We start from the raw sequence: 24,988 nt of genomic DNA, 5'->3' as shown, positions 1-24,988 counted from the left end.
GGTTATCGCGGAGCCTCGAGAACCCCCGCGACGGTATGGAACGAGCCGAAAACGAGAATTCTATCATTCGGACCCGCCTCCCGAAGCGCGGCCTCGTAGGCGAGCGCCACCGTGGCAAAGATTCGCGTGCGCCCTGCCAGGTCCCGCGACGCCAGGAGGGCCGCCACATGCGCGGCGGACGCGGCTCGCTCGTTCGCCACCGTGGCCACATGCCAGCGATCCACGCGCGGTGACACGGCATCGATCACTGCACCGATGTCCTTGTCGGCGAGGATCGCGAAGACCGCGATCGTTTTCGGGTGGAACCCCATCTCCCCCAGCCCTCTGGCCAGGGCGCGAGCCGCATGCGGATTGTGGGCGACATCCAGCACCACCGTCGGGCGACCGGGAAGGACCTGCATGCGGCCCGCCAGGCGCACCGCGGTCAGCCCCCGCTTCACCTCACCGATCGACACCGGAAAGCGCGCGGCAACCTGGTCGAGCGCCGCCAGCGCGGTGGCCGCATTCGCAAGCTGCCAGGAGCCGCGCAAGGCAGGCATGGGCAGCGCCCGCTTCGCGCCCTGCCGGCCCTCGAAATCCCATTGCCGCTCATGGGAGACCGCCCGGAAATCGCGGCCGAGCAATTGCAGGTCGGCCCCGAGGGACACGGCATGCGCCACGAGAGAGGCAGGAGGATCGGCGTCGCCGAAGAACGCCGGACGGCCGCTGCGGTAGATGTGGGCCTTCTCGAGACCGATCGCCTCGCGGGTATCCCCGAGCCACGCCTGGTGGTCGAGGTCCACGCTCGAGACTATCGAGCAGTCCGCATCCACAAGGTTGACGGCGTCGAGTCGCCCGCCCAGCCCCACTTCGAGGATCGCCACGTCGACTTTCGCTTCGTCGAATGCGGCCAGCGCCGCGAGCGTGCCGAACTCGAAATAGGTGAGCGCCGTGGCGCCCCGCGCCGCCTCGACGCGTTCCAGTGTGCGCGCCAGCACCTCGTCGCCGGCCTCCTCCCCGTCGAGGCGAACGCGCTCGTTGTAGCGCACGAGGTGAGGCGAGGTGTAGAGGCCCGTGCAGTAGCCTGCCGTGCGCAGGATGCATTCCAGGTAGGCGCAGGTCGATCCCTTGCCGTTGGTTCCGCCCACCGTGATGACGAAGGGCGGGGACGCAAGCCCCATCCGGCCCATCACCTCGCGCACGCGCTCCAGACCGAGAGCGATCTGCGCGGGATGCTGGGCGGATATGTAGTCGAGCCATTCCCCCAGCAGGGCACCGGGGCCGGGGGTGGCGGGCCGGCTCAACGCGCGCGGTCCGCGGACGCGATCGCGCTCACGCCTCCGGCGCCGGCTCGCGCTTGAGCAACGCGATGAGCCGGGACACCCGGTCGCGCATCTCGCGCCGGTCGACGATCATGTCGATGGCGCCCTTCTCCAGCAGGAACTCGGCTCGCTGGAACCCCTCCGGAAGCGTCTCGCGCACCGTCTGCTCGATGACGCGCGGACCGGCGAAGCCCACGAGAGCGCCAGGCTCGGCGATCACCACATCGCCGATCATCGCGAAACTCGCCGAAACGCCGCCCATGGTGGGATCGGTCAGCACCGAGATGAACGGCTGCCGGGCGGCGGTCAGCTGGTGCAGCGCCGCCGTCGTCTTGGCCATCTGCATGAGGGAGAACAGTCCTTCCTGCATGCGCGCGCCGCCGGTGGCGGTGAAGCACACGTAGGGCACGCGCTCGTCGCAGCAGGCCTGCACGGCACGAACGAACCTTTCCCCGACCACCGAGCCCATCGAGCCACCAAGGAACTCGAATTCGAATGCCGCCGCGATGACCGGGACCGATTTCACGGCCCCCTGCATGACGATGAGGGCGTCGGATTCCCCCGTCTCCTTCTCCGCCTCGGCCAGGCGCTCGGAGTACTTGCGGCTGTCCTTGAACTTGAGCGGATCGAGCGGCACGACCTCCGAGGCGAGCTCGGCGCGGCCTTCCGGGTCGAGAAAGGCGTCCAGCCGCTGCCGCGAGGAAAGGCGGTTGTGGAATCCGCACTTCGGGCAGACGTGCAGGTTCTTCTCGAGATCCGTGAAGTAGAGCACCGCCTCGCAAGACGGGCATTTGCTCCACAAGCCTTCCGGGACGGCCTTACGGTGGGTGCCCTCCTCGCGCTTGATCTTCGGGGGCAGGAGCTTGCGGAACCAGCTCATTCGGCGGACCTGTCGCCTGCGGCCGCGTCCACGCCGGCACGAAACCCGGCGAGCACGGCGCCGGCGTTCGCCGCGGCCAGACCGGGCTCCGAGCGCTCGATCTCCTCGACAAGCCGGCTGCCGATGACCACCGCGTCGGCGAACCGCGCGATGGCGCGTGCGGTCTGCGGATCGCGGATGCCGAAACCCACGCCCACCGGCACGCCGGTGCGCGCACGGATGCGGGTGAGCATGCGCTCCACATCGGCCGTGTCGATAGTGGCCGCACCCGTCACCCCCTTCAGGGAGACGTAGTAGATGTAGCCTTTCGCCATGCGCGCCACCAGGTCTATGCGCGACTCGGACGAGGTCGGGGAGAGCAGAAAGATCGGGTCGATGCCGGCTCCCGCCAGGGCCTCGACCCAGGCGCCGCTCTCCTCCGGGGGGTAGTCCACGATGAGGACGCCGTCCACTCCCGATTCCTTTGCCCGCGCGGCGAACTTTTCGGCGCCCATGTGCTCCACGGGATTCGCGTAGCCCATCAGCACGATCGGGGTGCGATCGTCCTCGCGGCGATACTCCTTCACCGTATCGAGGATCATGGCGAGGCCCGTTCCCGCGCGAAGCGCACGCTCCGAGGATCGCTGGATGGTCGGGCCGTCGGCCATCGGGTCGGAGAAAGGCACTCCCAGCTCGACAATGTCCGCACCATTCTTTACGAGGGCGCGCAGCATGCCGAGCGTGGTGGCGGGCGTCGGGTCGCCTGCCGTGACGAAGGGCACGAGCGCGGCGCGGCGCTGGGCGCGAAGGCCTTCGAAGGTGGCGGCGATGCGGCTCATGAGGGGCTTGTCGTGATCGAGGAACGAGGCGGCGCTAGAACTTGATGCCGGAAGCCGTGGCGACGGTGTGCATGTCCTTGTCGCCGCGACCGGAAAGGTTCACCAGCAGGATGCGATCCTTGCCGAGGGTCGGCGCGATCTTCATCGCGTGCGCCACCGCATGGCTCGACTCGAGCGCCGGGATGATGCCTTCGGTGCGGCACAGCGTGTGGAATGCGGCGAGTGCCTCGTCGTCGGTCACGGAGACGTACGCGGCGCGGCCGGAATCCTTGAGCCAGGCATGCTCGGGGCCGACGCCGGGATAGTCGAGTCCCGCCGAGATCGAATGGGTCTCGAGGATCTGGCCGTCCGAATCCTGCATGAGGTAGGTGCGGTTGCCATGCAGGACGCCGGGCGAGCCCGCCGACAGGGTCGCCGCATGCTTGCCGGTCGAAAGGCCGAGGCCGCCCGCTTCCACGCCGATGAGCTTCACATCGGCGTGGGAAAGGTAGGAATGGAAGATGCCCATCGCGTTCGACCCGCCGCCGACGCAGGCCAGCACGTAGTCGGGCTGCCGTCCCGCGAGAGCGGGCATCTGCACCAGGCATTCCTTGCCGACGACGGCATTGAAGTCGCGCACCATCATCGGATAGGGATGGGGCCCGGCAACGGTTCCGATGATGTAGAACGTGTTCGCGACATTCGTGACCCAGTCGCGCATCGCCTCGTTCAGCGCATCCTTGAGCGTGCGCGAGCCGCTCGAGACGGGAATCACGGTGGCACCGAGCAGTTTCATCCGGTACACGTTCTGCGCTTGGCGTGCGACGTCCTCCGTGCCCATGTAGACGACGCATTCCATTCCATAGCGAGCCGCCACGGTCGCCGTGGCCACCCCATGCTGCCCTGCCCCCGTCTCCGCAATCACCCGCGGCTTGCCCATGTGGCGGGCGACGAGCGCCTGTCCCATGGTGTTGTTCACCTTGTGGGCGCCCGTATGGTTCAGGTCCTCCCGCTTGAGGTAGATTTGCGCACCGCCCAGGTCCCCGGACAGTCGCTTCGCGTGGTAAACGGGGCTCGGCCGCCCGACGTAATGCTCGAGCTCATACGCGAGTTCCGCCTGGAATTCCGGGTCCCTTCGGCAGGCCTCGTAGGCGTCCCGGAGCTCGCCCAGCGCCTCCTGGAGGGTCTCGGCCACGAAGGCGCCGCCATACGGACCGAAATGGCCGGTCGCATCGGGCAGGTCATAGGCCGGCGAAGACCGGGGCTCAGCCACCGGCTCGTGCATCTGCATCTCTCACACTCCTCACGAATTCCTCGATCCGGGCTGCGTCCTTGACACCACGCGACGTCTCGACGCCACTGGAGACATCCACCGCCCACGGTCTCACGGCGCAGATGGCGCGGCCCACGCTTGCCGCATCGAGCCCGCCCGAGAGAACAACCCGTCGGGCGAGCGCGGCGGGGACGAGGGACCAGTCGAATGCGACGCCGGTGCCGCCGAACTGGCCTGCAACATCCGCATCGAGCAGCAATGCCGCCGCACGCGAAAAACGACCTTCGCATTCTATCAAATCGACTCCCGGTCCGACCCGCAAGGCCCGGATCCACGGCAGGCCGAACTGGTCGCAGTACGCCGGCGGTTCATCGCCGTGGAACTGGAGCATGCCGAGGGGAACGCGCGCCAGGACATCGCGAACGGCCTGCTCGTCCCGATTCACGAACAGCCCGACGGGGGTCACGAACGGCGGAACGGCATCGACGATGGCCCTTGCCTCGGCGGGATCGACCGCTCGCGGGCTGGCCGCGTGGAACACGAGCCCGATCGCATCCGCGCCGGCCTGCGCGGCGGCCCGGGCCATCGCGGGGTCGCGAATGCCGCAGATCTTGATGCGAGTGCGGTGGGCAATCATGGCGGCGGAAGGAGCGGATTCGGCCGGAAGGCCGGCAGGCCGATCGCCGGATCATACTCGATGGCGGAAAGGTACAGCCCATCGGGCGCGAATGTCGGCGCCGCAAGTCGTCGGTCGCGCCCTTCCATGAGTTGCGCGATCCATGTCACGGGCTGCCGTCCCGCGCCGACATAGACGAGGCTTCCGACGATGTTCCTCACCATGTGGTGGAGGAATGCGTTGGCCCGGATGGCGATCACCACCAGACGCCCATCGCGCGCGACTTCGGCCTCCTGAACGACGCGCACGGGCGATTTCGCCTGGCACTGGGCGTCGCGAAAGGCACTGAAGTCGAACTCGCCCACCAGCGAACGGGCGGCCTCGTGCATCGCGCCTACGTCGAGCGGCCGATGGAACCACCCGATCTTCGACTCGAGCAAGGCGGGGGCTACCGCATCGTCGAGCAGGAGGTAATGATAGGTGCGCGAGCGGGCGCTGTGGCGGGCATGGAAATCCTGGGGCACCTTTTGCGCCCACACGATCCGGATCGCCGCGGGCAGCAGCGCGTTCGGTCCACGCACCCAGGCGAGGTCATCGCGAACCGCATCGGTGTCGAAGTGGACGACCTGAGATCGGGCATGGACACCGGCATCGGTCCTGCCCGCCGCCACGATCTCGACGCGAGCGGCCGCGAAGCCCGACAGGGCCTTCTCGATGCAGTCCTGAACGCCGCATCCCGAGGGCTGGTGCTGCCAGCCGCAAAAGGGCGCGCCGTCGTACTCGATGCCGAGGGCGATTCGCATGGGGCGGGAAAGAAATCGGCGGGGGAAACCCCGCCGATCAAGCGACTTGCAACAGCGAAGGGATCAGAGCGAGGCGATCAGATTCTGCGCTTCAGCCTTCTGCGCAGCCGATCCTTCCTTCGCCACTTCCTGCAGGATCTCGCGAGCGCCATCCTTGTCCCCGATCTCGAGGTAGGCCTTGGCGAGTTCGAGCTTGGTGGTCACGCCATCGCCGCCCCCGGCATCACCGCCTTCTCCGAGGTCCAGATCGGTGAGGTTGAGAGACGCGGTCTGTGCATTGGCGGATGGCGTGTCCCCGGACAGGTTGAGATCCGGTGCCGCGGCAGCGGACGTGCCCGACGGGGATCCGGACGGGAAGTCCAGCCCCGAGAGGTCGAAGTCGAACGCGGATTTTTCGTCCTTGGGCGCATCGGCAGACAACGGCATGTCGAGCGCGGGTGCCGCAGGCGGCGCGAGATCGAAATCGAGCGCCGGGACGTCGTTCGCGACGGGAAGATCGGGCTGCGGAGCTTGTTCCGTACCGAGGTCGAGATCGAAGCTGCCGGGCGACTCGGCAGCAGCGGGCGCGGGTGAGGCGGAGGGCGCGGAGTCCAGGTCGAAATCAAGATCCGGCTTCGGCGCGGGAGCGGCTGCCTCGAAGGCGACTGCCGCGGTCGGCGCGCCCGCCGCGCCTCCGTAAAGGGGATTCGTCGGATCGATCTGCGCGCCCATGGCCGCGGCCTTCTGCCAGATCGGGCTGGAATCGCCGACTGCGCCGCGCAACTCCTTGGCGACTGTCTCGAACGCGGTCGCGCTCTTGCGGGCATGGTATATCTCGAGAAGCTTGAGCGGAATCTCGTGACGATTCTTGTCGCGGGACATCGCTTCCTTGAGGATCTCCTCGGCCTGGGCATCGCGTCCATAGGCGATGTAGACCTCGGCCTCTGCCACCGGGTCGACCTCGTCGGTGTCGATCATCCCGGGCCCGGTCTTGTCGAAATCGGTCAGGAACGAACTGTTCCCCGTGTCGACCAGTCCACCGCCGGCCTTGCCGGTCCCGGTGCTGGGTTTCAGATCGGAGGGAAATCCGCTGGTCATCGAACTCGTGGGTCCGGCCTCCGCCTTCTGGCGGCGGCGGCGAATGAACATCGCTACGAATCCCACGGCCCCGAGCAGGCCGGCACCGCCCACGATGATGGGCAGGTTGTCCATCGCCTGGTCCATGAGATCCGGCTCGGGCGGCGGTGCGGGTTTCTTGGCCGCAGCCGACTTCGCAGGCGCAGGCTTTGCTGCGTCGGCGGGCTTCGGGGCCTCGGCAGGTTTCGCCGGTTCGGCGGGCTTCGCGTCGGCCTTCGGGGCCTCGGCAGGTTTCGCCGGTTCGGCGGGCTTCGTGTCGGCCTTCGGGGCCTCCGCGGGTTTCGCCGGTTCGGCGGGCTTGGCGGCTGCAACCTTCGTATCGGGCGCCTTGGCGGGCTCGCCAGGCTTCACGGGGGCGCCCCCCTTCAGGTCCACCAGGCGCTGCATGTCGCGAATCTGTTTCTCGAGTTCGCTGACGCGCGACTGCGACTCTCTAAGCGACTTGTCCTTGGCGGTCAGCTCTTCCTGGAGCGCGTTCAACCGGTCCTGCGCGGCTCCGGACTTTCCAGCGGCCCCCCCCTTGGCGCCGTCGGTCTTGGAAAGCTTCAGCACATCCCCGGATTCGGCAGCAGGCGCAGGAGGCGGGGACACGGCGGCGGTGCCCACCTGCCCTGTCGCGGCACGGGCCGACTCGCTGCGCGCGGGCATTGAAGCAACGCCACCGGCGAGACCTTCGCGATAGGACTTCCAGTTCGAAACATGAGTCCGCACTTCCTGGTTGGCCTCCTTCCCGGAGATCTTGCTCACTTCCTCGGCAGAGGGAACGCGCAGGATCTGGCCCGCCTTGAGGCGATTCATGTTGCTGTCGATGAACGCGGCCTTGTTCTCGCGGTAGAGCGCCGCGAGCATCTGCTCCATGCTCACCTCCGAGGGCTTCACCTCCCCGGCGATCTTGCGCAGCGTCTCCCCCTTTTCGACCGGTCCGTAAGTGTCCTTTCCCGGCTCCTTCACCAGCGCGGGCGCCGCAGCCGCCATCTCGGTCTTCGCCGAGGGCGAACCGGCCGGCGCAGGCATGGGGGCGGCGGCGGCGGATGCGGCAGCGGGCGCAGGCGCGGCGGGTTGTGCTGGACGAGCGGCCGCGACGGGAGCGGTCGCCCGGGCATCGGAGAACCCGGGCGGATCCAGCAGGATCGGATACTCCCGCTGCAGGCGACCGGCCGGCCAGGTCACCTCGATCAGCATGTCGACGAAAGGCTCGTTGATCGGCGCGATGCTCGTGAGCTTCAGGTAGGGATGGCCACTGGCCCGCTTCTCCACCGAAAAGCGCAACAGGCGAAGGACCGAGGAGTACTCGATCTTCGCGTCGCGGTAGGACTCTGGAGATGCAACGCGCGCCGAAAGCGTATCGAGCTCTCCCACCTGCACGGAAACGAGATCGATCTCGGCGGCGAGGATCTGCCCGAGCGACGAGTTGACAGTGAGCTTTCCGAGGCCGGCGGAGTGGGCCGCGAAAGATGCCCCGGCGAGCAGCGCGATGGCCACTCCCGTTCTCATTTTCCCCAGCATTGTGTGCCCTCTCCCACCCCGGGAATTAGGTATGAAATACCATTGAATCAACAGCTTGTCGTTTCAATTTCACCCGGATTTTCACATTATCGCGTAAATCCGGCTTTTTTCAACAACTTTTTCCCTTTCTGCCCCGCGACCGCCTCTGCCAGACCGGGGCTACCGATGCGCCCCGCAAAGGATGCGGAGCATCCGTCTCAGCGGTTCCGCGGCCCCCCAGAGCAGTTGGTCGCCGACCGTGAAGGCGGAAAGGTACTCGCCTCCCATGCGCAACTTGCGCAACCGGCCGACCGGCACCTCGAGCGTTCCCGTCACCGCAGCCGGCGTGAGGCGCTCGAGCGTTTCAGGACGCCGATTGGGGATGACCCGCACCCAGTCGTTGGCGGCGGCGAGTATGGATTCGATCTCCTCGACAGGGATGTCCCTCTTCAGCTTGATCGTGAGCCCCTGGCTGTGACAACGCATTGCGCCGACCCGCACGCAAAGGCCGTCGACCGGGACAGGCGACGCCTCACGCCCCAATATCTTGTTGGTCTCCGCGTGCCCCTTCCACTCCTCGCGGCTCTGTCCATTGCCCAGGTCAGTGTCGATCCACGGGAGCAGGCTGCCGGCAAGCGGCACGCCGAAGTGCGTCGTCGGGAACGACTCGTCGCGCAGGATTCCCGCCACTTCGCGGTCGATGTCGAGGATGGCCGAGGCCGGATCGTCGAGCAGGGCCTTGGCCGCGAAATGCACCTCGCCCATCTGCTGCAGCAACTCGCGCATGTTCTGCGCGCCCGCCCCCGAGGCAGCCTGATAGGTCATCGCGCTCACCCACTCGACGAGGTCGGCCTTGAGGAGCCCGTCGATCGCCATGAGCATCAAGCTCACCGTGCAGTTGCCCCCGATGAAATTCTTCACCCCGGTGGCCAGCGCCCGGTCGATGACCGGCCGATTGACGGGGTCGAGGATGATGACCGCGTCCTTGTCCATGCGAAGCGCCGAGGCCGCGTCGATCCAGTAGCCGTTCCAGCCGGCCGCGCGCAGCCTCGCGAAGACCGACTTGGTGTAGTCGCCGCCCTGGCAGGTGATGAGGATTTCGTTCTTCGCGAGTTCCGCGATATCGTTCCCATCCTTGAGCGGCCCGGTGGGCCGGCCGATGTCCGGACCGGCGGCGCCCACGGGCCGAGGTCGTGAAGAACACCGGATCGACGAGATCGAAGTCCCCTTCCGTGCGCATGCGGTCCATGAGCACCGAACCCACCATCCCGCGCCAACCGATGATTCCTGCCGTCTTCCTGTTTTCCATTTTCCGTTCTTTCAGTTGCCGGGGCGCTTTTCTCGCTGCGGAAGGCGAGACCGCCTCCCTGCCCCGCCTTCCCCGGCTGTCTAGAGGGCCTTCAGGACTGCCGTCCCCATCTCGGCGGTAGTGCACGCCTTCGCGCCGCGCGCGGCGATGTCGGCCGTGCGCAGGCCGGAAGCGAGCGCCTTCCTCACCGCGGCTTCGATGCGCGCGGCCACGTCCGCAAGCCCGAACGTGTAGCGGAACATCATGGCCATCGAAAGAATTTGCGCCAGGGGATTCGCCACGCCCCTGCCCGCGATGTCGGGCGCCGAACCGTGGATCGGCTCGTACAGGCCCTTGCCGTTCGCATCCAGGGACGCCGAAGGGAGCATCCCGATCGATCCGGTGAGCATCGATGCCTCGTCGGAGAGGATGTCGCCGAACATGTTGCTGGTCGCGATGACGTCGAACTGCCTCGGGTTCCTGACGAGCTGCATGGCGCAGTTGTCCACCAGGATGTGCGTGAGTTCGACGTCGGGGTATTCCGGCGCGATTTCCTCGGCGATGTCCCGCCAGAGCTGCGTCGTTTCCAGCACGTTCATCTTGTCCACGGAGCACAGGCGTCCTGCGCGCTGCCGGGCCGTGCGGAAGCCGACATGCAGGATGCGGCTGATCTGCGCTTCGGTGTAATGCATCGTGTTGATGCCGATGCGGTGGCCCTTCTCGCCGGAGATCCCGCGCGGCTGGCCGAAGTAGAGGTCTCCGGTGAGTTCCCTCACGATCATGATGTCGAGGCCGGAGACGACCTCGGGCTTGAGCGTGGAGGCGTCGGCAAGTTCCGGGAAGACTGTCGCGGGCCTCAGGTTGGCGAAGAAATCGCATTCCTTGCGAAGCGCCAGGATCGCTTTCTCCGGGCGCTTGTCGCGCGCAAGCGTGTCGTACTTCGGGCCGCCGACGGCGCCGAAGAGGACGGCGTCCGCGGCCTTCACCAGGTCGAGCGTCGCCGCAGGCAGCGGATCGCCCGAGAGGTCGTAGGCCGCGCCGCCGACCGGCGCTTCCTGCGTTTCGATCCCGAGGCCATCGGAACGCAGGGCGTCGAGGACACGCACGGCCTCCCGCAGGATCTCCGGTCCGATGCCGTCTCCGGGCAGGAGCGCAATCTTCATCGCGCACTCACGAGAATATCCACGGCTCGGACAGGCGGCGACGCTCCTCGTAGGCGCGGATGGCGTCCTGGCGGCGCAGCGTCATGCCGATGTCGTCCCAGCCGTTCACGAGGCATTCCTTGCGGAAGGGCTCGACGTCGAAGCGCATCACGAGCCCCGACGGGGTGGAGACCGTCTGCGCGGGCAGGTCGATCGACAGGCGATAGCCGACGTGCACCGCGATCTCCTGGAAGAGATGGTCCAGGTGGAAATCGGGCAGCACGATCGGAAGCAGCCCGTTCTTGAAGCAGTTGTTGAAGAAGATGTCGGCGTACGACGGCGCCAGGATCGCCTTGAAGCCGTACTGCTGGAGCGCCCACGGCGCGTGCTCGCGCGAAGAGCCGCAGCCGAAATTCTTCCTCGCCACCAGGATCGTGGCCCCCTTGTAGCGCCCCTGGTTCAGCACGAAGTCGGGATTGGGCTTCCTCGATGCCGGATCCTGGCCAGGCTCGCCGGGATCGAGGTAGCGCCACCCGTCGAACAGGTTCGGCCCGAAGCCGGTCCGGTGGATCGACTTCAGGAACTGTTTGGGAATGATCGCGTCCGTGTCGACGTTCTCCCTGTCGAGCGGTGCGGCCAATCCGGTGTGTATCGTGAATTTTTCCATTGTCTGCCCTGCCGCGCCCCCCCCTCCCGTGACCTTCCTACTTGTTCTTGTTGGCTGACTTCTCGATGGCCTCGCCACCCTTCTTGATGTCCTTGCCCACGCCTTCGACCGTGTTGCATCCGGCCAGCGCAAGCGCGGCGGCGATGGCGAAAAGAATGTGTTTCATCATTGATCTCCGATTCAGTCCAGTCTGCGTACGTCCACGAACCGTCCCGCCAGCGCGGCGGCGGCGGCCATCGTGGGGCTCACGAGGTGGGTGCGGCCCCCGGCACCCTGGCGGCCCTCGAAATTGCGGTTCGAGGTCGACGCGCAGCGCTCGCCGGGCGATAGCCGGTCGTCGTTCATGCCCAGGCACATGGAGCATCCGGGGTCCCGCCACTCGAAGCCGGAGTCGATGAAGACACGGTCGAGCCCTTCTTCCTCGGCCTGGCGCTTCACGAGCCCCGAGCCGGGAACGACCATGGCGAGCTTCACGTTGGCAGCCACGCGGCGGCCGCGGACAACGGCCGCGGCCGCCCGCAGGTCTTCGATGCGCGAATTGGTGCACGAGCCGATGAAGACCTTGTCGATGGCGATGTCGGTGATCGGCATGGCCGCATCGAGCCCCATGTACTCGAGCGCCCTTTCCATCGCCTCGCGGCGAACCGGGTCCATTTCGCGAGCGGGATCCGGGACGCGATCGTCGATGGACACCACCATCTCGGGCGACGTGCCCCAGGTGACCTGGGGCTTGAGCGTGGCGGCATCGACCTCGATTTCGCGGTCGAACCGCGCCCCGGGGTCGGAAACGAGCGTCCTCCAGTAGGCCGCTGCACGGTCGAACATCTCGCCTTTTGGCGAAAAGGTGCGCCCCGAAAGATAGGAAAGGGTGGTGTCGTCCACGGCGACCATTCCGGCGCGGGCGCCGGCCTCGATGGCCATGTTGCAGACCGTCATGCGGCCTTCCATCGACAGGGAGCGGATCGCGGAGCCCGCGAACTCGATCGCGTGCCCGGTGCCTCCTGCGGTGCCGATTCGCCCGATCACCGCCAGCACCGCGTCCTTGGCCGACACGCCGCGGGGCAAGGCGCCCTCGACGCGGATGCACAGCGACTTCGCCTTCTTCGCGATGAGGCATTGCGTGGCGAGAACGTGCTCCACCTCGCTGGTGCCGATGCCGAAGGCGAGCGCCGCGAACGCCCCGTGCGTGCTGGTATGGGAGTCGCCGCACACGACCGTCATCCCCGGCAGGGTGGCGCCCTGCTCCGGCCCGATCACGTGGACGATTCCCTGACGGGAATCGGACATCCCGAAATACACCGGCACGGCGAATTTCTCGATGTTGCGGTCTAGCGTCTCGACCTGGAGGCGTGCGATCGGGTCGGCGATGCCTTGCGCGCGGTTGCGGGTCGGCACGTTGTGGTCGGCGGTCGCCACCACCGAGCCGATGCGCCACGGCTTGCGGCCGGCAAGGCCGAGCCCCTCGAAGGCTTGCGGGCTCGTCACCTCGTGCACCAGGTGGCGGTCGATGTAGATGAGCGCCGTCCCGTCCGGTCCCTCGTGGACGAGATGGGCGTTCCAAAGCTTGTCGTAGAGCGTGAGTGCGTTCATGGGCATTCCGGGCGAAGGGAAATTATACCCTGCGACCGGCATCCCTTCGACGCCTCAGGCCTCCTCGGGATCCGGATCCTCGAGTGCGGAACTCACGCCGCCGCGCGGAACCGAGGCTGCGGCCGCGGGAATCCGCGGCGTGGAGGTGACCACGTCCGCGTTCTGGGCGCGGTGGCGAAGAGCGTGATCGGCCAGCACGAGCGCGAGAAACGCTTCGGCGATCGGGGTGGCGCGGATTCCGACGCAGGGATCGTGGCGGCCGTGGGTCTCGATGGCCGACGGGTTGCCCGCCACGTCCACGGTGCGCCGCGCAAGCCGGATGCTCGACGTGGGCTTGATCGCGATCGACACCACGATGTCCTGCCCCGTCGATATGCCTCCCAGGATTCCGCCCGCGTTGTTCGAGAGGAAGCCCTCGGGCGTCATTTCGTCCGAATGCTCCGTCCCCAGCTGGGCCGCCGCGGCGAACCCGGCCCCGACTTCCACGCCCTTCACGGCGTTGATGCCCATCATCGCCTGGGCGATGTCGGCGTCGAGGCGGCCGTAGAGCGGCTCGCCCCAACCGGGTGGAGCCCCCGTGGCCACGACCATGAGCCTCGCGCCGCACGAATCGCCGGACTTGCGAAGGCGGTCCATGTAGCTCTCCAGCACGGGAACGATCGTCGCATTGGCCGCGAAGAAGGGATTGGCATGGACCTGTTCCCACGACTCGAACGGGATCACGTTCGGGCCGAGATGGGTGAGGTGCCCGCGCACCTCGACGCCGTACCGCTCGCGAAGCCACTTCTTCGCGATGGCGCCTGCCGCCACGGCCGGCGCGGTGAGACGCGCCGAAGAACGCCCGCCACCTCGCGGATCGCGGATTCCGTACTTCTGGAGGTAGGCGTAGTCGGCATGGCCGGGCCGGAAGCTCGAGGCTATCTTCGCGTAGTCCTTGCTGCGCTGGTCCTCATTGCGGATGAGCAGCGCGATCGGCGTGCCTGTCGTGCGCCCCTCGTGGACGCCGCTGAGGATCTCGACGCGATCCTCCTCGCGGCGCTGGGTCACGTGCCGCGAGGTCCCCGGCTTGCGCCGGTCGAGATCGGGCTGGATATCGGATTCAGAGAGGGCGAGTCCGGGCGGGCAACCGTCCACGACGCAGCCCACGGCCGGCCCGTGGGACTCGCCGAAAGTGGTGACGGTGAAGAGTGTGCCGAGCGTGTTGCCGGACATGATGCGGGTGGGGAAAAACGTTGCGCCGAGTTTAGCACGCGAGGCATCGACAGCCCGGCTAGCGCCAGTCGCCGCGCATGGCGAGCATCTTCTGCCTCAGTGCGTCGGGCGTGGCCCCGGAAGGCGCCACCGCCGGCGCCACCTCGAGCGCGATTCGTGAGAAGACGCCGCGGCGGAAAGGTTTCGTCATCGCCGCGCCGCCCTGGCGGCTGAAGAAGCTGCCGTAGAGCCCTTTCAACGCCATCGGCACCACCGGCACCGGCGTGCGCTCGACGATCCGCCGGATCCCGCCACGGAACGGGCCGATCTCGCCGTCCTCGGTGATCCTTCCCTCGGGGAAGATCCCCACCAGTTCCCCATGCTCCAGCGCCGCCGCGACCTCGTCGTACGCGCGATTCAGGAGCGCCTCGTCTTCCTTCGCCGGCGCGATCGGGATGGCCTTGCCGGTGCGGAACACGAACGACAGGACGGGAACGCGGAAAATGCGATGGTCCATGACGAAGCGGATGGGCCGCGGGCTCGCCGCGAGGATCACCAGCGCATCGACGAAGCTCACGTGGTTGCAGACGATGAGCGCCGGACCGCGCTCCGGGATGTTGTCGATGCCCCTTCTTGCGCAATCGGTAGGCCGAATGGACGAGGAGCCAGCACAGGAACCGCATGAGGAACTCGGGCACCAGCAGGTAGATGTAGGCGGCCACGGCCGCATTCATGAGCCCGACCACGAGGAAGAGCTGCGGCAGCGCGAGCCCGGAACGCAGGAGGGCCGTGGCCATGAGCGCCGCCACGATCATGAAGAGCGCGTTGAGGATGTTGTTGGCGGCGATGATGCGGGCGCGGTGCCTTGCCTCGGCGCGGCTCTGGATGAGCGCATAGAGTGGGACGGAATAGAAGCCGGCGAAGAGCGCCAGCAGGAAGAGGTCCGCCATCACGCGCAACGACGAACCCTCCCGCAGGAAGGCCGCAACGTCCTTCACGCCCGACGGCGCAAGCCCGCGGGTGGCCAGCCAGAGGTCGACCGCGAACACCGTCATTCCGATCGATCCGAACGGCACGAGCCCGATCTCGACCTTGCGCCCGGAGAGCCGCTCGCAGGCCAGCGCCCCGAGCCCGATGCCGATGGAGAAGGCGGCGAGCAGCAAAGTGACCACGTTCTCGTCGCCACCGAGGACGTCCCTGGTAAAGGGCGTGAACGACGTGAGGAAGATCGAGCCGAAGAACCAAAGCCACGAGATGCCGAGCAGCGAATGGAATACCGTCGCGTCGCGCGCCGCGATGACGAGATTGGCCCACGTCTCGGTGAACGGGTTCCAGTTGATCGCGAGCCCCGGATCCGGCGCTGGCGAGGGCGGGACATAGCTCGCGGCCAACCGGCCCAGGACGGCAACCGCGAGACATGCAATCCCGATCGCGGACGCCCCACCTGAACCGCTGCGGGCCAGCAGTCCCGCGGCGATGGTGCCGGCCAGGATCGCCACGAAGGTTCCCATTTCGACCAGTCCGTTGCCTCCCGTGAGCTCGTCGTCCCGAAGGTGCTGCGGCAGGTACGCGTACTTCACCGGGCCGAACAGCGTCGAGTGAACACCCATCAGGAACACGGACGTATAGAGCAGCGCCGGGTTGCGGGTGACGAAGCCCGTCGCGGCGATCGCCATGACTGCGATCTCGAAGTTCTTCACGAAACGGATCAGCGCACCTTTCTCGACCTTGTCGGCAATCTGCCCGGAAGTGGCCGAAAGGAGCACGAACGGCGCGATGAAGATCGCGCCGATCACGAATCCGGCCGTGGCTGGCTCGACGCCGCCCCAATCGGCGGCATGGAACGTGGCCAGCAGCGTGAAGGCGAACTTGAACAGGTTGTCGTTTGCGGCGCCGAGGAACTGCGTCCAGAAGAGCGGCGCGAATCGGCGTTCGCCGAGCAGGGCAAACTGGCTGCGGGAAGACATGGCTCAGGCCTCCCGATGGGCGGTATCGAAGAAATGGCGCGTCTCGAACACAGCCGCCGGGAAACGCGCGCCTCGCCAGGCGAGCGAGCGCTTGAGGACGAAGTCGAAGGCGAGCGGGTTCACGTGGCGCAGTTCCGTCAGCACCCGGGCGCTTGCCTCCTCCAGCATGCCCGCCCGCACGAAGCCCTGCACCGAGAAGATCGGCATGATGCCCGGCAGCGGATAGTCCGTGCCGTTGAGAAGCCGCGCGTGCCAGGCGGTCGCTTCGATCAGTTCCGGCACCGTCGCCGCCCGGTTCGCCTGCGTCACCGCGGAAAGGTCGCCGTAAAGGAGGTTCGCGTAGCGTGGGTCGCGCATGAGCCTGGCGAAGAGGTCCAGATTCCTCACCCGTGGCGCCCTCGCCGAATCGGGATGGGCATCGAGGTCGGGGCTCTCGCCGAGCGAGGCGCAATGCGCCGCCACCACCCTCACCCCGGCATCCAGGGGATGGCGAAGCGCCAGGGGATTACCCAGGGCGTGCCGTCCCGCGCCCTCCACGGCCTGCTCCTCTCCCACGTGCACCAGCAGCGGCAAGCCGAGTCGCCGCAGCTCTGCGTAAAAGGCGATGGAGCGCGCGTGAGCCAGATCGATCCCCATCGCCTGCGGGAGCCACTTGACGGCGCGAGCCCCCGCCGTGTGCGCCGATGAGAGCGCGGCGAAGGCGTCGCGGCGGTACGGATGGACGGAAGCGATCCACTCGAAGCGGTCCGGCCGTGCGCTCGCGACTCGCGCCGCGTAATTATCGGGAACCGCGAAGGTCGTCTGGTCCTCGCGGCGCGTGCCGTCGGCGTCGTGGGTGAAATCGAAGGCAAGCAGCATCACCTTGGCGCCGACGGGCAGCTCGTCGGCCAGATGCGCGAGGCGCTCGACCACGGCCCGATCCAGGCGCTCCTCGTCCTCCTCCCCGCAGGCGGCGTTGAAGAAGAGCGCCCTGCGCATCTGGCCCGCCAGGGTCGAGGGCCGGTCGAATCCGGGGTTGAGGTAGATCCCGGACCCCGTTCGCCCGTTGCCGAACAGGTGCGCGTGGCAATCCCAGACGCGGGTCGAATCGACACCCTCCCACGCGGCACGCACTACACGGTCGCGGAAAAGGCGATGCCCGCCGGGCGACCGGCACTCGTTGAAGAGGCCCTGCTCCAGGCTGTAGCGGCAGCCGGCGAGCGCCGAAGCGCAGGCGGCGGCCGCCGCCGCGCCAAGGAAGCCACGGCGATTCACGCCTTGTCCTTCAGGTAGTCGCGCACGGCGCCCAGTGCCGACAGGAGAAACTCCTTGTCCAGCCAGAACCACACCTCCTTGCCGATCTTCTCCGACCGGAGCACGCCCGCCTCGCGCAACACCCTGAGGTGATGGGACACCGTGGTGCGCGACAGCGTCGATACCTCGACAATGCTACCCACGTTCAGGCGCTCGCCCGGCTCGAACGTGAGGAGTATCCGCTGGCGATGCTCGTCGCCCAGGGCGGCGAACACGAGCGAGAGGTTGCGCCATTCGCGCGGGATGGCCCGCAGGTAGTTCCGGTTCATCGGTGGCCTCGCGTGATTCCGACGTCTCCAGTCATGTCGATATGTTTAGTCATATCGACTCGTTTCGTCAAGCGCCGCGCGCGCTGGTGCCGGGCCGCCATGCTAGACTTCGCACAAACTCCCTTCCGCTCAAGGGCTTAGCGCCATGCTCGACGACCTCAAGAAAAGCGCCCTCGACTATCACCGCTTCCCGCGGCCCGGCAAGATCGAGATCGCCCCAACCAAGCCCCTGGCCACCCAGCGCGACCTCGCCCTCGCCTATTCCCCGGGCGTGGCATTCGCCTGCGAAGCCATCAGGGAAAACCCCGCCGAGGCTCGCCACCTCACCGCCCGCGGCAACCTGGTCGGAGTCGTCACCAACGGCACGGCAGTGCTGGGACTGGGCAACATCGGCCCACTCGCCGCGAAGCCCGTGATGGAGGGCAAGGGGGTTCTCTTCAAGAAATTCGCCGACATCGACGTCTTCGACATCGAGCTGAACGAGCTCGACCCGGACCGCCTGATCGAGGTCATCGCCGCGCTCGAGCCGACGTTCGGCGGCATCAACCTCGAGGACATCAAGGCCCCCGAGTGCTTCTACATCGAGCGAAAGCTGCGCGAGCGGCTCAGGATTCCCGTCTTCCACGACGACCAGCACGGCACGGCCATCATCGTGGGCGCGGCGATCCTGAACGGGCTTCGCGTGGTGGGCAAGAATGTCGGCGAGGTGAAGCTCGCGGTGTCCGGCGCGGGCGCCGCCGCCCTCTCGTGCCTCGACATGCTCGTTGCGCTGGGCGTGAAGCTCGAGAACATCTGGGTCTCCGACATCGCGGGCGTGGTCTTCGAGGGCCGCAGGGAACTCATGGACGAGAACAAGGCGCGCTATGCGAAGAAGACCGATGCGCGCACGCTCGGCGACATCATCGGCGAGGCCGACGTGTTCCTGGGGCTTTCGGCCGGCGGCGTCCTCAAGCCCGACATGGTGCAGCGCATGGCGGCCAATCCGCTCGTCTTCGCGCTGGCCAACCCCGAGCCCGAGATCCTGCCGGCCGACGTGAAGGCCGTGCGCGACGACGCGATCATCGCCACCGGCCGCTCCGACTACCCGAACCAGGTGAACAACGTGCTGTGCTTTCCGTTCATCTTCCGCGGCGCGCTCGACGTGGGCGCCACGACGATCAACGAGCCGATGAAGCTCGCCGCGGTGAACGCGATCGCCGACCTCGCGATGGCCGAGCAGTCCGACGTGGTGGCGATGGCCTACCAGCAGGAGCAGATGAGCTTCGGTCGCGAATACCTCATTCCCAAGCCCTTCGATCCGCGGCTCATCGTGAAGATCGCCCCGGCCGTCGCCAGGGCAGCGATGGAAAGCGGCGTGGCGACGAGCCCGATTCCCGATTTCGAGGCCTACGTCCAGCGCCTGAACGAGTTCGTGTACCAGTCCGGGCACATCATGCGGCCCATCTTCGCCGCGGCGAAGGCGTCCCCGAAGCGGATCGTGTACGCGGAGGGCGAAGACGAACGGATCCTGCGCGCGGTGCAGGTGGTGGTGGACGAGAAGCTGGCCCGCCCCATCCTGGTGGGAAGGCCGGCGGTGCTCGAGAAGCGCATCGAGCGTTTCGGCCTCCGGCTGAACGCAGGCGAGCACTTCGACGTCGTGAATCCGGAGTGGGACGCACGTTACCGGGACTACTGGACGGAGTACCACCGCCTCACGGAGCGCCGCGGCGTCTCGGTCCCCTACGCGAAGATCGAGATGCGCCGCCGCCACACGCTCATCGGCGCGATGATGATGCACAAGGGCGAGGCCGACGGAATGATCTGCGGCACCTTCGGCACGCACGAACTGCACCTGCACTACGTGGACCAGGTGATCGGCCTGCGGCAGGGCGTGAAGAACTACTACGCCATGAACATCCTGATGCTGCCGCGGCGCACGGTTTTCATCTGCGACACGTACGTGAACGACAACCCCAGCCCGGAGCAGCTCGCCGAGATGACCCAGCTCGCCACGGAGGAGATCCGGCGCTTCGGCCTCGTGCCGCGCGCGGCCCTGCTCTCGCACTCGAGCTTCGGCACGAGCGACGCACCCTCGGCGGCCAAGATGCGCGCCGCGCTCGCGCTCATCCGCGAGCGGATGCCGGACCTGGAGATCGACGGGGAGATGCACGGCGACGCGGCGATTTCCGAGGAAGTGCGGCAGGCCGCCTTCCCGCATTCGCAGCTCAAGGGGGAAGCCAACCTGCTCATCATGCCGACGCTGGACGCCGCGAACATCGCCTTCAACCTCCTGAAGACCGCCGCGGGCGACGGCATCACCATCGGCCCGATCCTCCTCGGCGCGTCGAAGCCGGCGCACATCCTCACGCCGACGGCGAGTGTCCGGCGTATCATCAACATGACGGCAGTTGCCGTCGTCGATGCGCTGGCGCAGCGCGGCTAGCATCCCGGAATCCATGATCGACCGCTTCGACCACCTGCATATCCAGCCTGCTGATTTCGATCGGTCCCTCGCCTTCTACCGGGACACGCTCGGGTGGTCCGTGGTCTCGACCTGGGGCGAGCCCGCGTCGGGCCGCGGAGCAGTCCTTTCCGGAGGCGCGATCAAGGTGGTCCTGGCCGAGCGTTCCCGGTATCCCGCGACGGCTTCCCCGTCCCGTCCGGCGGTCCACCTCGATATCCACGACATCGACAAGCGCTTCGACACACTGCCCGCCGGGGACCATGTCGTGGTCTCACCGTGCGTGAGCGAGCGCGGCACACGCTGGTTCGTGGTTCGCGATCCCGACGGCAATCTCTTCGCCTTCGAAGAGCTGAACCGCAACCGTGGCTGATTCACCGCCGCGCAGGCCGCGGCCCCCGGCCGCGCACGCCACCATCGGCGTGTTCGCGCCGTCGGGCAGCACGGATCCCGCCCGACTCGACGAAGGCATTGCCCGGCTGGAGGCGATGGGACACCGGGTCGTCGTCGCCGGACAGGCTCGCAGGCAGTGGCGTTATTTCGCCGGAACCGACGAGGAGCGAATCGAGGGATTCCACAACCTGCTGGACGATCCGTCCATCGACTTGATGCTGGCGGCACGCGGAGGCTACGGCTTCACGCGGCTCCTCCCGGCGATCGACTGGGTGCGAGTGGGAGCAAGCAGGAAGGTGTTCGCGGGCTTCAGCGACTTCACCGCCTTCAACTGCGCGGCGCTCGCGCTCGGGGAACTCGCCACGATCCACGGCCCCATGATCACGAGCGACTTCGGCGATGGCGAACCCGACGAATTCATGCTCCACCATTTCAGTGCGACGCTGTGGGGAGCGCAGGATTCGCAGACCGTCTCCTTCGAGCATGGTCTCCCGCCGGCCGTGATCAGCGGGCCGATCTGGGGCGGCAATCTCTCGTTGATTGCCCACCTCGTCGGCACGCCCTACCTTCCCGAGATCGACGGTGGCCTGCTTTGCCTGGAGGAAATCGCCGAGGAGCCCTACGCCATCGAGCGGATGTTCCTCCAGCTCCACCATGCGGGAATCCTCGTGCGGCAGGGCGCCATCCTGCTGGGGGATTTCACGGACTGCGTCCCGCAGAATCCGGGACGCTATGCGTACGCCATGGCAGAGGCGGTCGAATGCCTTCGCGCGATCGCCCCTTGCCCGGTCCTGGAGGGCCTGCCTTTCGGCCATGTCGCGAGGAAGCTCACCCTGCCCTTCGGGATGGAAGGACGACTCGTGCTGGACCCGGGCCGATATACGCTGGCCTGGCCGGGGCTCGCACGGCCCTGAAAGTCAGGCCGCGGCCTTGACCGTGATCGCCGCGTTTCGTGCCGCGGCCTGCGCGGGGTCCCGAAGCTGCGCGAGCAGCGCTGTCCGTCGCTCGGCGACCTGAGCCATGTGGCGCGCCTTCACCGGGCCGAACCCGCGGATGTGTTCCGGCAGGCAGGCGAGATCGACGGCGGTGGCGATCGTCTCCGGGGAAAGACGTTCGACTATCTCGTCCAGCACGGCCTCGTAGTCCGCGAGGAGCCGCCGCTCCTCGCGCCGCTCCTGCGAATACCCGAATGGATCGAGTGCCGTACCGCGCAGCCCCTTGAACCGGGCGAGCACGGCCATGGCCTTGAACATCCACGGGCCATAGCTTCGCTTGCGGGGCTCTCCGGTCGCGGGGTCCATCTTCGACCACAAGGGCGGCGCCAGGTGGACGCGTACCCGGTAGTCCCCCTCGAACCGGCTCGCCACGCGGGCGAGGAATTCGCCGTCAGTGTGCAGCCGTGCCACCTCGTACTCGTCCTTGCAGGCCATGAGCTTGTACAGGTAGCGCGCGACCGCCGCAGACAGCGCAGTCGAACCGGGAACGCTGCCCGACTCGGCCTCGCGTATGCGCCTGACACGCTCCCCATAGCGCGCGGCATAGGCCTCGTCCTGGTACTTCACCAGCTCCTTGCAGCGGAGCGCGATCGCCTCCTCGATATCCGCGGAAACGCGCCGGCTTTCCGGGTCCTCGTCGGCGGGCGCCGCTGCCTTGCCAACTGAAGCGAGATCGACGGCCGCGCGGCGCCCCCATTCGAACGCAGCCCGGTTCGATTCCACGGCGGCGCCGTTCAACTCGATAGCCTCCACGATGGCCACGCGCCCCAGCGGCACCAGGCCGCGCTGCCAGGCGAAGCCCACCATGAAAAGATTGGTCGCGATCGAGTCGCCCAGGAGCGAGGTTGCAAGGTCCCCGGCCGCGACGAAGTCGGTCGCTCCGGCGCCGCACGCCTCGCGGATCGCGTCGGCCATGTCGTCGCGGGGTACCCTGAGGTCCGGATCCTTCGTGAACTCGCCCGTGGGCGAAACATCCACGTTGACGACGGCGCGGGTCTTCCCGGACTGCATCTTCGCGATGGCCTCGTCCGAGGCGGCGACGATCATGTCGCACCCGATGACGGCGCGGGCTTCCCCGGCCGCGATGCGCACGGCGTGGATGTCCCCGGGCCTAGCCGCAATGCGGATGTGCGAGTAGACCGAGCCGCCCTTCTGGGCGAGCCCCGTCATGTCGAGGACCGTGGCGCCCTTGCCCTCGAGGTGTGCCGCCATGCCGAGCAGCGCGCCGATCGTGACCACCCCGGTGCCGCCAACGCCGGTCACGAGGATTCCCCATGGCTGATCGAGAGCCGGAAGCACCGGTTCGGGCAGCGCCCAGGGCTCCTCGCGTGCCACGGCCTTTCGCTTGCGAAGGCTGCCTCCTTCCACCGTCACGAAGCTGGGACAGAAGCCCTTCACGCAGGAGAAATCCTTGTTGCAGCTGCTCTGGTCGATGGCCCGCTTGCGGCCGAACTCGGTCTCGACCGGGACGATGGAAAGGCAGTTGGACTTTTCGCCGCAATCGCCGCATCCCTCGCAGACACGCTCGTTGATCATCACGCGCCGGGCCGGGTCTGGGTAGGTGCCGCGCTTGCGGCGGCGTCGCTTCTCGGCGGCACAGGTCTGGTCGTACACGAGCACAGTGACGCCGGGGATGTCGCGCAGCATCCGCTGCACCTCGTCCAGCTCGTCGCGGTGATGGATCGTGGTCCCGGCTGCCAGGTCGCCCACCGCGCGGTATTTCTCCGGTTCGTCGGTCACGATGACGATGCGCCCGACCCCGGCCGCGGCAACCTGCCGCGTGACCATCGGGACGGTCAGCGCGCAGTCGAGGGGCTGCCCGCCCGTCATGGCGACCGCGTCATTGAAGAGGATCTTGTACGTCATGTTCACGTTCGCGCCGACCGCGGCGCGAATGGCGAGGAGGCCCGAGTGGGAGTACGTGCCGTCGCCAAGGTTCGCGAACACGTGCTTCATCCCGGTGAACGGCTGGATGCCGATCCACGGCGCGCCCTCGCCTCCCATCTGCGTGAAGGTCATCGTCTGCTCGGGACGAATCCAGATGGCCATGTAATGGCAGCCGATGCCGGCCAGCGCCTGCGAGCCTTCGGGCACGCGCGTCGAGGTGTTGTGCGGGCAGCCGGAGCAGAAATAGGGGATGCGCGCGGCCTTCGGGCGCGGGCGGGCGAGCGCGGCCTCCTTCGCCTCGAGGAACTTGAGGCGCGCCTCGACGATCTTCGAGGTGTAGAACTTGCCGATGCGCGCCGCGATGACGCGCGCGATCATGGCCGGCGTGAGCTCGCCGGCGGCCGGCAACAGCCACTCGCCGCGGCTCGCCTCCCACTCTCCATGGTCGTCGTACTTCCCGATGACGCGCGGGCGCACGTCGTCCCGCCAGTTGTAGAGCTGCTCCTTCATCTGATACTCGATGAGCTGGCGCTTCTCCTCCACCACCAGGATCTCGTCGAGCCCCTGGGCAAACTCGCGCACCCCGTTGGGCTCCAGGGGCCAGGGCATTCCCACCTTGCAAAGGCGGATCCCGATCTCGGCGGCATGGCGCTCATCGATGCCGAGATCGGCCAACGCCTGCAGGACATCGAGGTAGGACTTCCCCGACGCGATGATGCCGAGCCTCGGATTGGGAGAGTCGATGGTGATGCGGTTGAGCCGGTTTGCGCGGCAATAGTCGAGCGCGGCGTAGATCTTGTGGCGCTGCAGCCGCAGTTCCTGCTCCATGGGGGCATCGGGCCAGCGGATGCTCATGCCTCCGGGGGGCAGCGCCATTTCACCCGGCAGGACGATCCCCGGGAACGCGGGATCGACCTCGATCGACGCGGAGGAATCGAGCGTCTCGGAGACCGTCTTGAAGGCCACGTAACAGCCCGAGAAGCGCGACATCGCGAATCCATGCAACCCGAGCTCGATGATCTCCTGCACGCCCGTCGGGTAGAGCACGGGGATCATTGCCGCGTCGAACGCGTGTTCCGACTGGTGCGGAAGCGTCGAGGACTTGCACGCGTGGTCGTCGCCCGCGATGAGCAGGACGCCGCCATGCTTCGCGGTACCCGCGGCGTTGGCGTGCTTGAAGACGTCGCCGCAGCGGTCCACGCCGGGGCCCTTGCCGTACCACATGGCGAAGACGCCGTCGTACTTCGACGCCGGGAAAAGGCCCACCTGCTGGGAACCCCACACCGACGTCGCCGCGAGTTCCTCGTTCACCCCCGGGGTGAAGAAGACGTGGTGCGACTCAAGGTGCTTCTTCGCCTTCCACAGCGCCTGGTCGAATCCGCCCAGGGGCGAGCCACGATATCCCGAGATGAACCCCGCCGTATCGAGCCCCGCAGCAAGGTCGCGGCTGCGTTGCACGATCGCCAGGCGCACGAGCGCCTGCGTGCCGCTGAGAAAGACTCGGCCGGCCTCGCGGGTATACTTGTCTTCCAGGGAGGTGGGGACAGCGGACATCGGGGAATCCTCAAAATGGATGCTTTGGGGCAGTGCGTTGC

At 67.3% G+C, this 24,988-nt stretch carries 18 protein-coding genes and 2 pseudogenes; 3 read left to right on the top strand and 17 right to left on the bottom strand.

The window, feature by feature from the left end; genetic code table 11:
* Positions 1-2: 2 nt before the first annotated feature.
* The 16 genes and pseudogenes from folC to IPP91_00575 all read right to left on the bottom strand — a co-directional run bounded on the left by folC (position 3) and on the right by IPP91_00575 (position 17,678).
* On the bottom strand, positions 3-1,283 hold the full coding sequence (gene folC, locus IPP91_00650) for a bifunctional tetrahydrofolate synthase/dihydrofolate synthase (protein ID MBL0140599.1): 1,281 nt from the start codon (positions 1,281-1,283) through the stop codon (positions 3-5).
* Positions 1,284-1,311: 28 nt separating this feature from the next.
* Positions 1,312-2,181, bottom strand: coding sequence for an acetyl-CoA carboxylase carboxyltransferase subunit beta (locus IPP91_00645; GenBank protein ID MBL0140598.1), 870 nt, complete (start codon positions 2,179-2,181; stop codon positions 1,312-1,314).
* The gene (locus IPP91_00640) at positions 2,178-2,999 is read right to left on the bottom strand and encodes a tryptophan synthase subunit alpha (GenBank protein MBL0140597.1); all 822 of its coding nucleotides are present in this window, start codon (positions 2,997-2,999) and stop codon (positions 2,178-2,180) included. The genes IPP91_00645 and IPP91_00640 overlap by 4 nt, the downstream gene beginning before the upstream one ends.
* 34 nt (positions 3,000-3,033) lie before the next feature.
* On the bottom strand, positions 3,034-4,263 hold the full coding sequence (trpB, locus tag IPP91_00635) for a tryptophan synthase subunit beta (protein MBL0140596.1): 1,230 nt from the start codon (positions 4,261-4,263) through the stop codon (positions 3,034-3,036).
* Positions 4,244-4,888, bottom strand: a complete 645-nt coding sequence (locus IPP91_00630; GenBank protein MBL0140595.1) for a phosphoribosylanthranilate isomerase — start codon at positions 4,886-4,888, stop codon at positions 4,244-4,246. The genes trpB and IPP91_00630 overlap by 20 nt, the downstream gene beginning before the upstream one ends.
* Positions 4,885-5,670 (bottom strand): tRNA pseudouridine(38-40) synthase TruA, encoded by a 786-nt coding sequence (truA, locus tag IPP91_00625; GenBank protein ID MBL0140594.1) that lies wholly within the window; start codon positions 5,668-5,670, stop codon positions 4,885-4,887. The genes IPP91_00630 and truA overlap by 4 nt, the downstream gene beginning before the upstream one ends.
* 63 nt (positions 5,671-5,733) lie before the next feature.
* Positions 5,734-8,280: a FimV family protein gene (locus IPP91_00620; protein MBL0140593.1), complete on the bottom strand. Its 2,547-nt coding sequence runs from the start codon at positions 8,278-8,280 to the stop codon at positions 5,734-5,736.
* Between the two features lie 171 nt (positions 8,281-8,451).
* Positions 8,452-9,580: pseudogene (asd, locus tag IPP91_00615) on the bottom strand (aspartate-semialdehyde dehydrogenase).
* An 80-nt stretch (positions 9,581-9,660) separates the two neighbouring features.
* Positions 9,661-10,722, bottom strand: a complete 1,062-nt coding sequence (leuB, locus tag IPP91_00610) for a 3-isopropylmalate dehydrogenase (GenBank protein ID MBL0140592.1) — start codon at positions 10,720-10,722, stop codon at positions 9,661-9,663.
* A gap of 7 nt (positions 10,723-10,729) precedes the next feature.
* A complete protein-coding gene (leuD, locus tag IPP91_00605) occupies positions 10,730-11,368 on the bottom strand; it encodes a 3-isopropylmalate dehydratase small subunit (GenBank protein ID MBL0140591.1) in 639 nt (212 codons plus the stop codon).
* Positions 11,369-11,405: 37 nt separating this feature from the next.
* Positions 11,406-11,534, bottom strand: coding sequence for an entericidin A/B family lipoprotein (locus tag IPP91_00600; protein ID MBL0140590.1), 129 nt, complete (start codon positions 11,532-11,534; stop codon positions 11,406-11,408).
* 14 nt (positions 11,535-11,548) lie between these two features.
* The gene (gene leuC, locus IPP91_00595) at positions 11,549-12,958 is read right to left on the bottom strand and encodes a 3-isopropylmalate dehydratase large subunit (GenBank protein MBL0140589.1); all 1,410 of its coding nucleotides are present in this window, start codon (positions 12,956-12,958) and stop codon (positions 11,549-11,551) included.
* A 54-nt stretch (positions 12,959-13,012) separates the two neighbouring features.
* Complete coding sequence (aroC, locus tag IPP91_00590) at positions 13,013-14,170, bottom strand: chorismate synthase (GenBank protein ID MBL0140588.1); 1,158 nt, start codon at positions 14,168-14,170, stop codon at positions 13,013-13,015.
* 58 nt (positions 14,171-14,228) lie between these two features.
* Positions 14,229-16,116: pseudogene (locus IPP91_00585) on the bottom strand (MFS transporter).
* A gap of 3 nt (positions 16,117-16,119) precedes the next feature.
* Positions 16,120-17,370, bottom strand: coding sequence for an amidohydrolase family protein (locus IPP91_00580; protein MBL0140587.1), 1,251 nt, complete (start codon positions 17,368-17,370; stop codon positions 16,120-16,122).
* Positions 17,367-17,678, bottom strand: coding sequence for a winged helix-turn-helix transcriptional regulator (locus IPP91_00575; protein ID MBL0140586.1), 312 nt, complete (start codon positions 17,676-17,678; stop codon positions 17,367-17,369). Before IPP91_00575 ends, IPP91_00580 begins: the two co-directional genes overlap by 4 nt.
* A 145-nt stretch (positions 17,679-17,823) precedes the next feature.
* Here IPP91_00575 and IPP91_00570 point away from each other — a divergent pair, with 145 nt between their 5' ends.
* The 3 genes from IPP91_00570 to IPP91_00560 are packed head-to-tail and all read left to right on the top strand — an operon-like array spanning position 17,824 to position 21,425.
* A complete protein-coding gene (locus IPP91_00570; protein ID MBL0140585.1) occupies positions 17,824-20,100 on the top strand; it encodes an NADP-dependent malic enzyme in 2,277 nt (758 codons plus the stop codon).
* Between the two features lie 13 nt (positions 20,101-20,113).
* Positions 20,114-20,491: a VOC family protein gene (locus tag IPP91_00565; GenBank protein MBL0140584.1), complete on the top strand. Its 378-nt coding sequence runs from the start codon at positions 20,114-20,116 to the stop codon at positions 20,489-20,491.
* Positions 20,484-21,425: an LD-carboxypeptidase gene (locus tag IPP91_00560; protein MBL0140583.1), complete on the top strand. Its 942-nt coding sequence runs from the start codon at positions 20,484-20,486 to the stop codon at positions 21,423-21,425. The genes IPP91_00565 and IPP91_00560 overlap by 8 nt, the downstream gene beginning before the upstream one ends.
* 3 nt (positions 21,426-21,428) lie before the next feature.
* Here IPP91_00560 and IPP91_00555 read toward each other — a convergent pair whose 3' ends face one another.
* Positions 21,429-24,947 (bottom strand): indolepyruvate ferredoxin oxidoreductase family protein, encoded by a 3,519-nt coding sequence (locus IPP91_00555; GenBank protein ID MBL0140582.1) that lies wholly within the window; start codon positions 24,945-24,947, stop codon positions 21,429-21,431.
* Positions 24,948-24,988 lie beyond the last annotated feature (41 nt).

This window comes from Betaproteobacteria bacterium (genome assembly GCA_016720855.1).
Lineage (GTDB): Bacteria > Pseudomonadota > Gammaproteobacteria > Burkholderiales > Usitatibacteraceae > FEB-7.
The sequence above is the reverse complement of the archived record's forward strand: the minus strand, read 5'-3'. Positions and strand labels throughout refer to the sequence as shown.

What these genes read in the sequence shown, in the direction of transcription:
- IPP91_00645 (MBL0140598.1), bottom strand. Translation starts at nt 2,181, where the DNA reads ATGAGCTGGTTCCGCAAGCTCCTGCCCCCGAAGATCAAGCGCGAGGAG.
- IPP91_00640 (MBL0140597.1), bottom strand. Translation starts at nt 2,999, where the DNA reads ATGAGCCGCATCGCCGCCACCTTCGAAGGCCTTCGCGCCCAGCGCCGC.
- trpB (MBL0140596.1), bottom strand. Translation starts at nt 4,263, where the DNA reads ATGCACGAGCCGGTGGCTGAGCCCCGGTCTTCGCCGGCCTATGACCTG.
- IPP91_00630 (MBL0140595.1), bottom strand. Translation starts at nt 4,888, where the DNA reads ATGATTGCCCACCGCACTCGCATCAAGATCTGCGGCATTCGCGACCCC.
- truA (MBL0140594.1), bottom strand. Translation starts at nt 5,670, where the DNA reads ATGCGAATCGCCCTCGGCATCGAGTACGACGGCGCGCCCTTTTGCGGC.
- IPP91_00620 (MBL0140593.1), bottom strand. Translation starts at nt 8,280, where the DNA reads ATGAGAACGGGAGTGGCCATCGCGCTGCTCGCCGGGGCATCTTTCGCG.
- leuB (MBL0140592.1), bottom strand. Translation starts at nt 10,722, where the DNA reads ATGAAGATTGCGCTCCTGCCCGGAGACGGCATCGGACCGGAGATCCTG.
- leuD (MBL0140591.1), bottom strand. Translation starts at nt 11,368, where the DNA reads ATGGAAAAATTCACGATACACACCGGATTGGCCGCACCGCTCGACAGG.
- IPP91_00600 (MBL0140590.1), bottom strand. Translation starts at nt 11,534, where the DNA reads ATGAAACACATTCTTTTCGCCATCGCCGCCGCGCTTGCGCTGGCCGGA.
- leuC (MBL0140589.1), bottom strand. Translation starts at nt 12,958, where the DNA reads ATGAACGCACTCACGCTCTACGACAAGCTTTGGAACGCCCATCTCGTC.
- aroC (MBL0140588.1), bottom strand. Translation starts at nt 14,170, where the DNA reads ATGTCCGGCAACACGCTCGGCACACTCTTCACCGTCACCACTTTCGGC.
- IPP91_00575 (MBL0140586.1), bottom strand. Translation starts at nt 17,678, where the DNA reads ATGAACCGGAACTACCTGCGGGCCATCCCGCGCGAATGGCGCAACCTC.
- IPP91_00570 (MBL0140585.1), top strand. Translation starts at nt 17,824, where the DNA reads ATGCTCGACGACCTCAAGAAAAGCGCCCTCGACTATCACCGCTTCCCG.
- IPP91_00565 (MBL0140584.1), top strand. Translation starts at nt 20,114, where the DNA reads ATGATCGACCGCTTCGACCACCTGCATATCCAGCCTGCTGATTTCGAT.
- IPP91_00555 (MBL0140582.1), bottom strand. Translation starts at nt 24,947, where the DNA reads ATGTCCGCTGTCCCCACCTCCCTGGAAGACAAGTATACCCGCGAGGCC.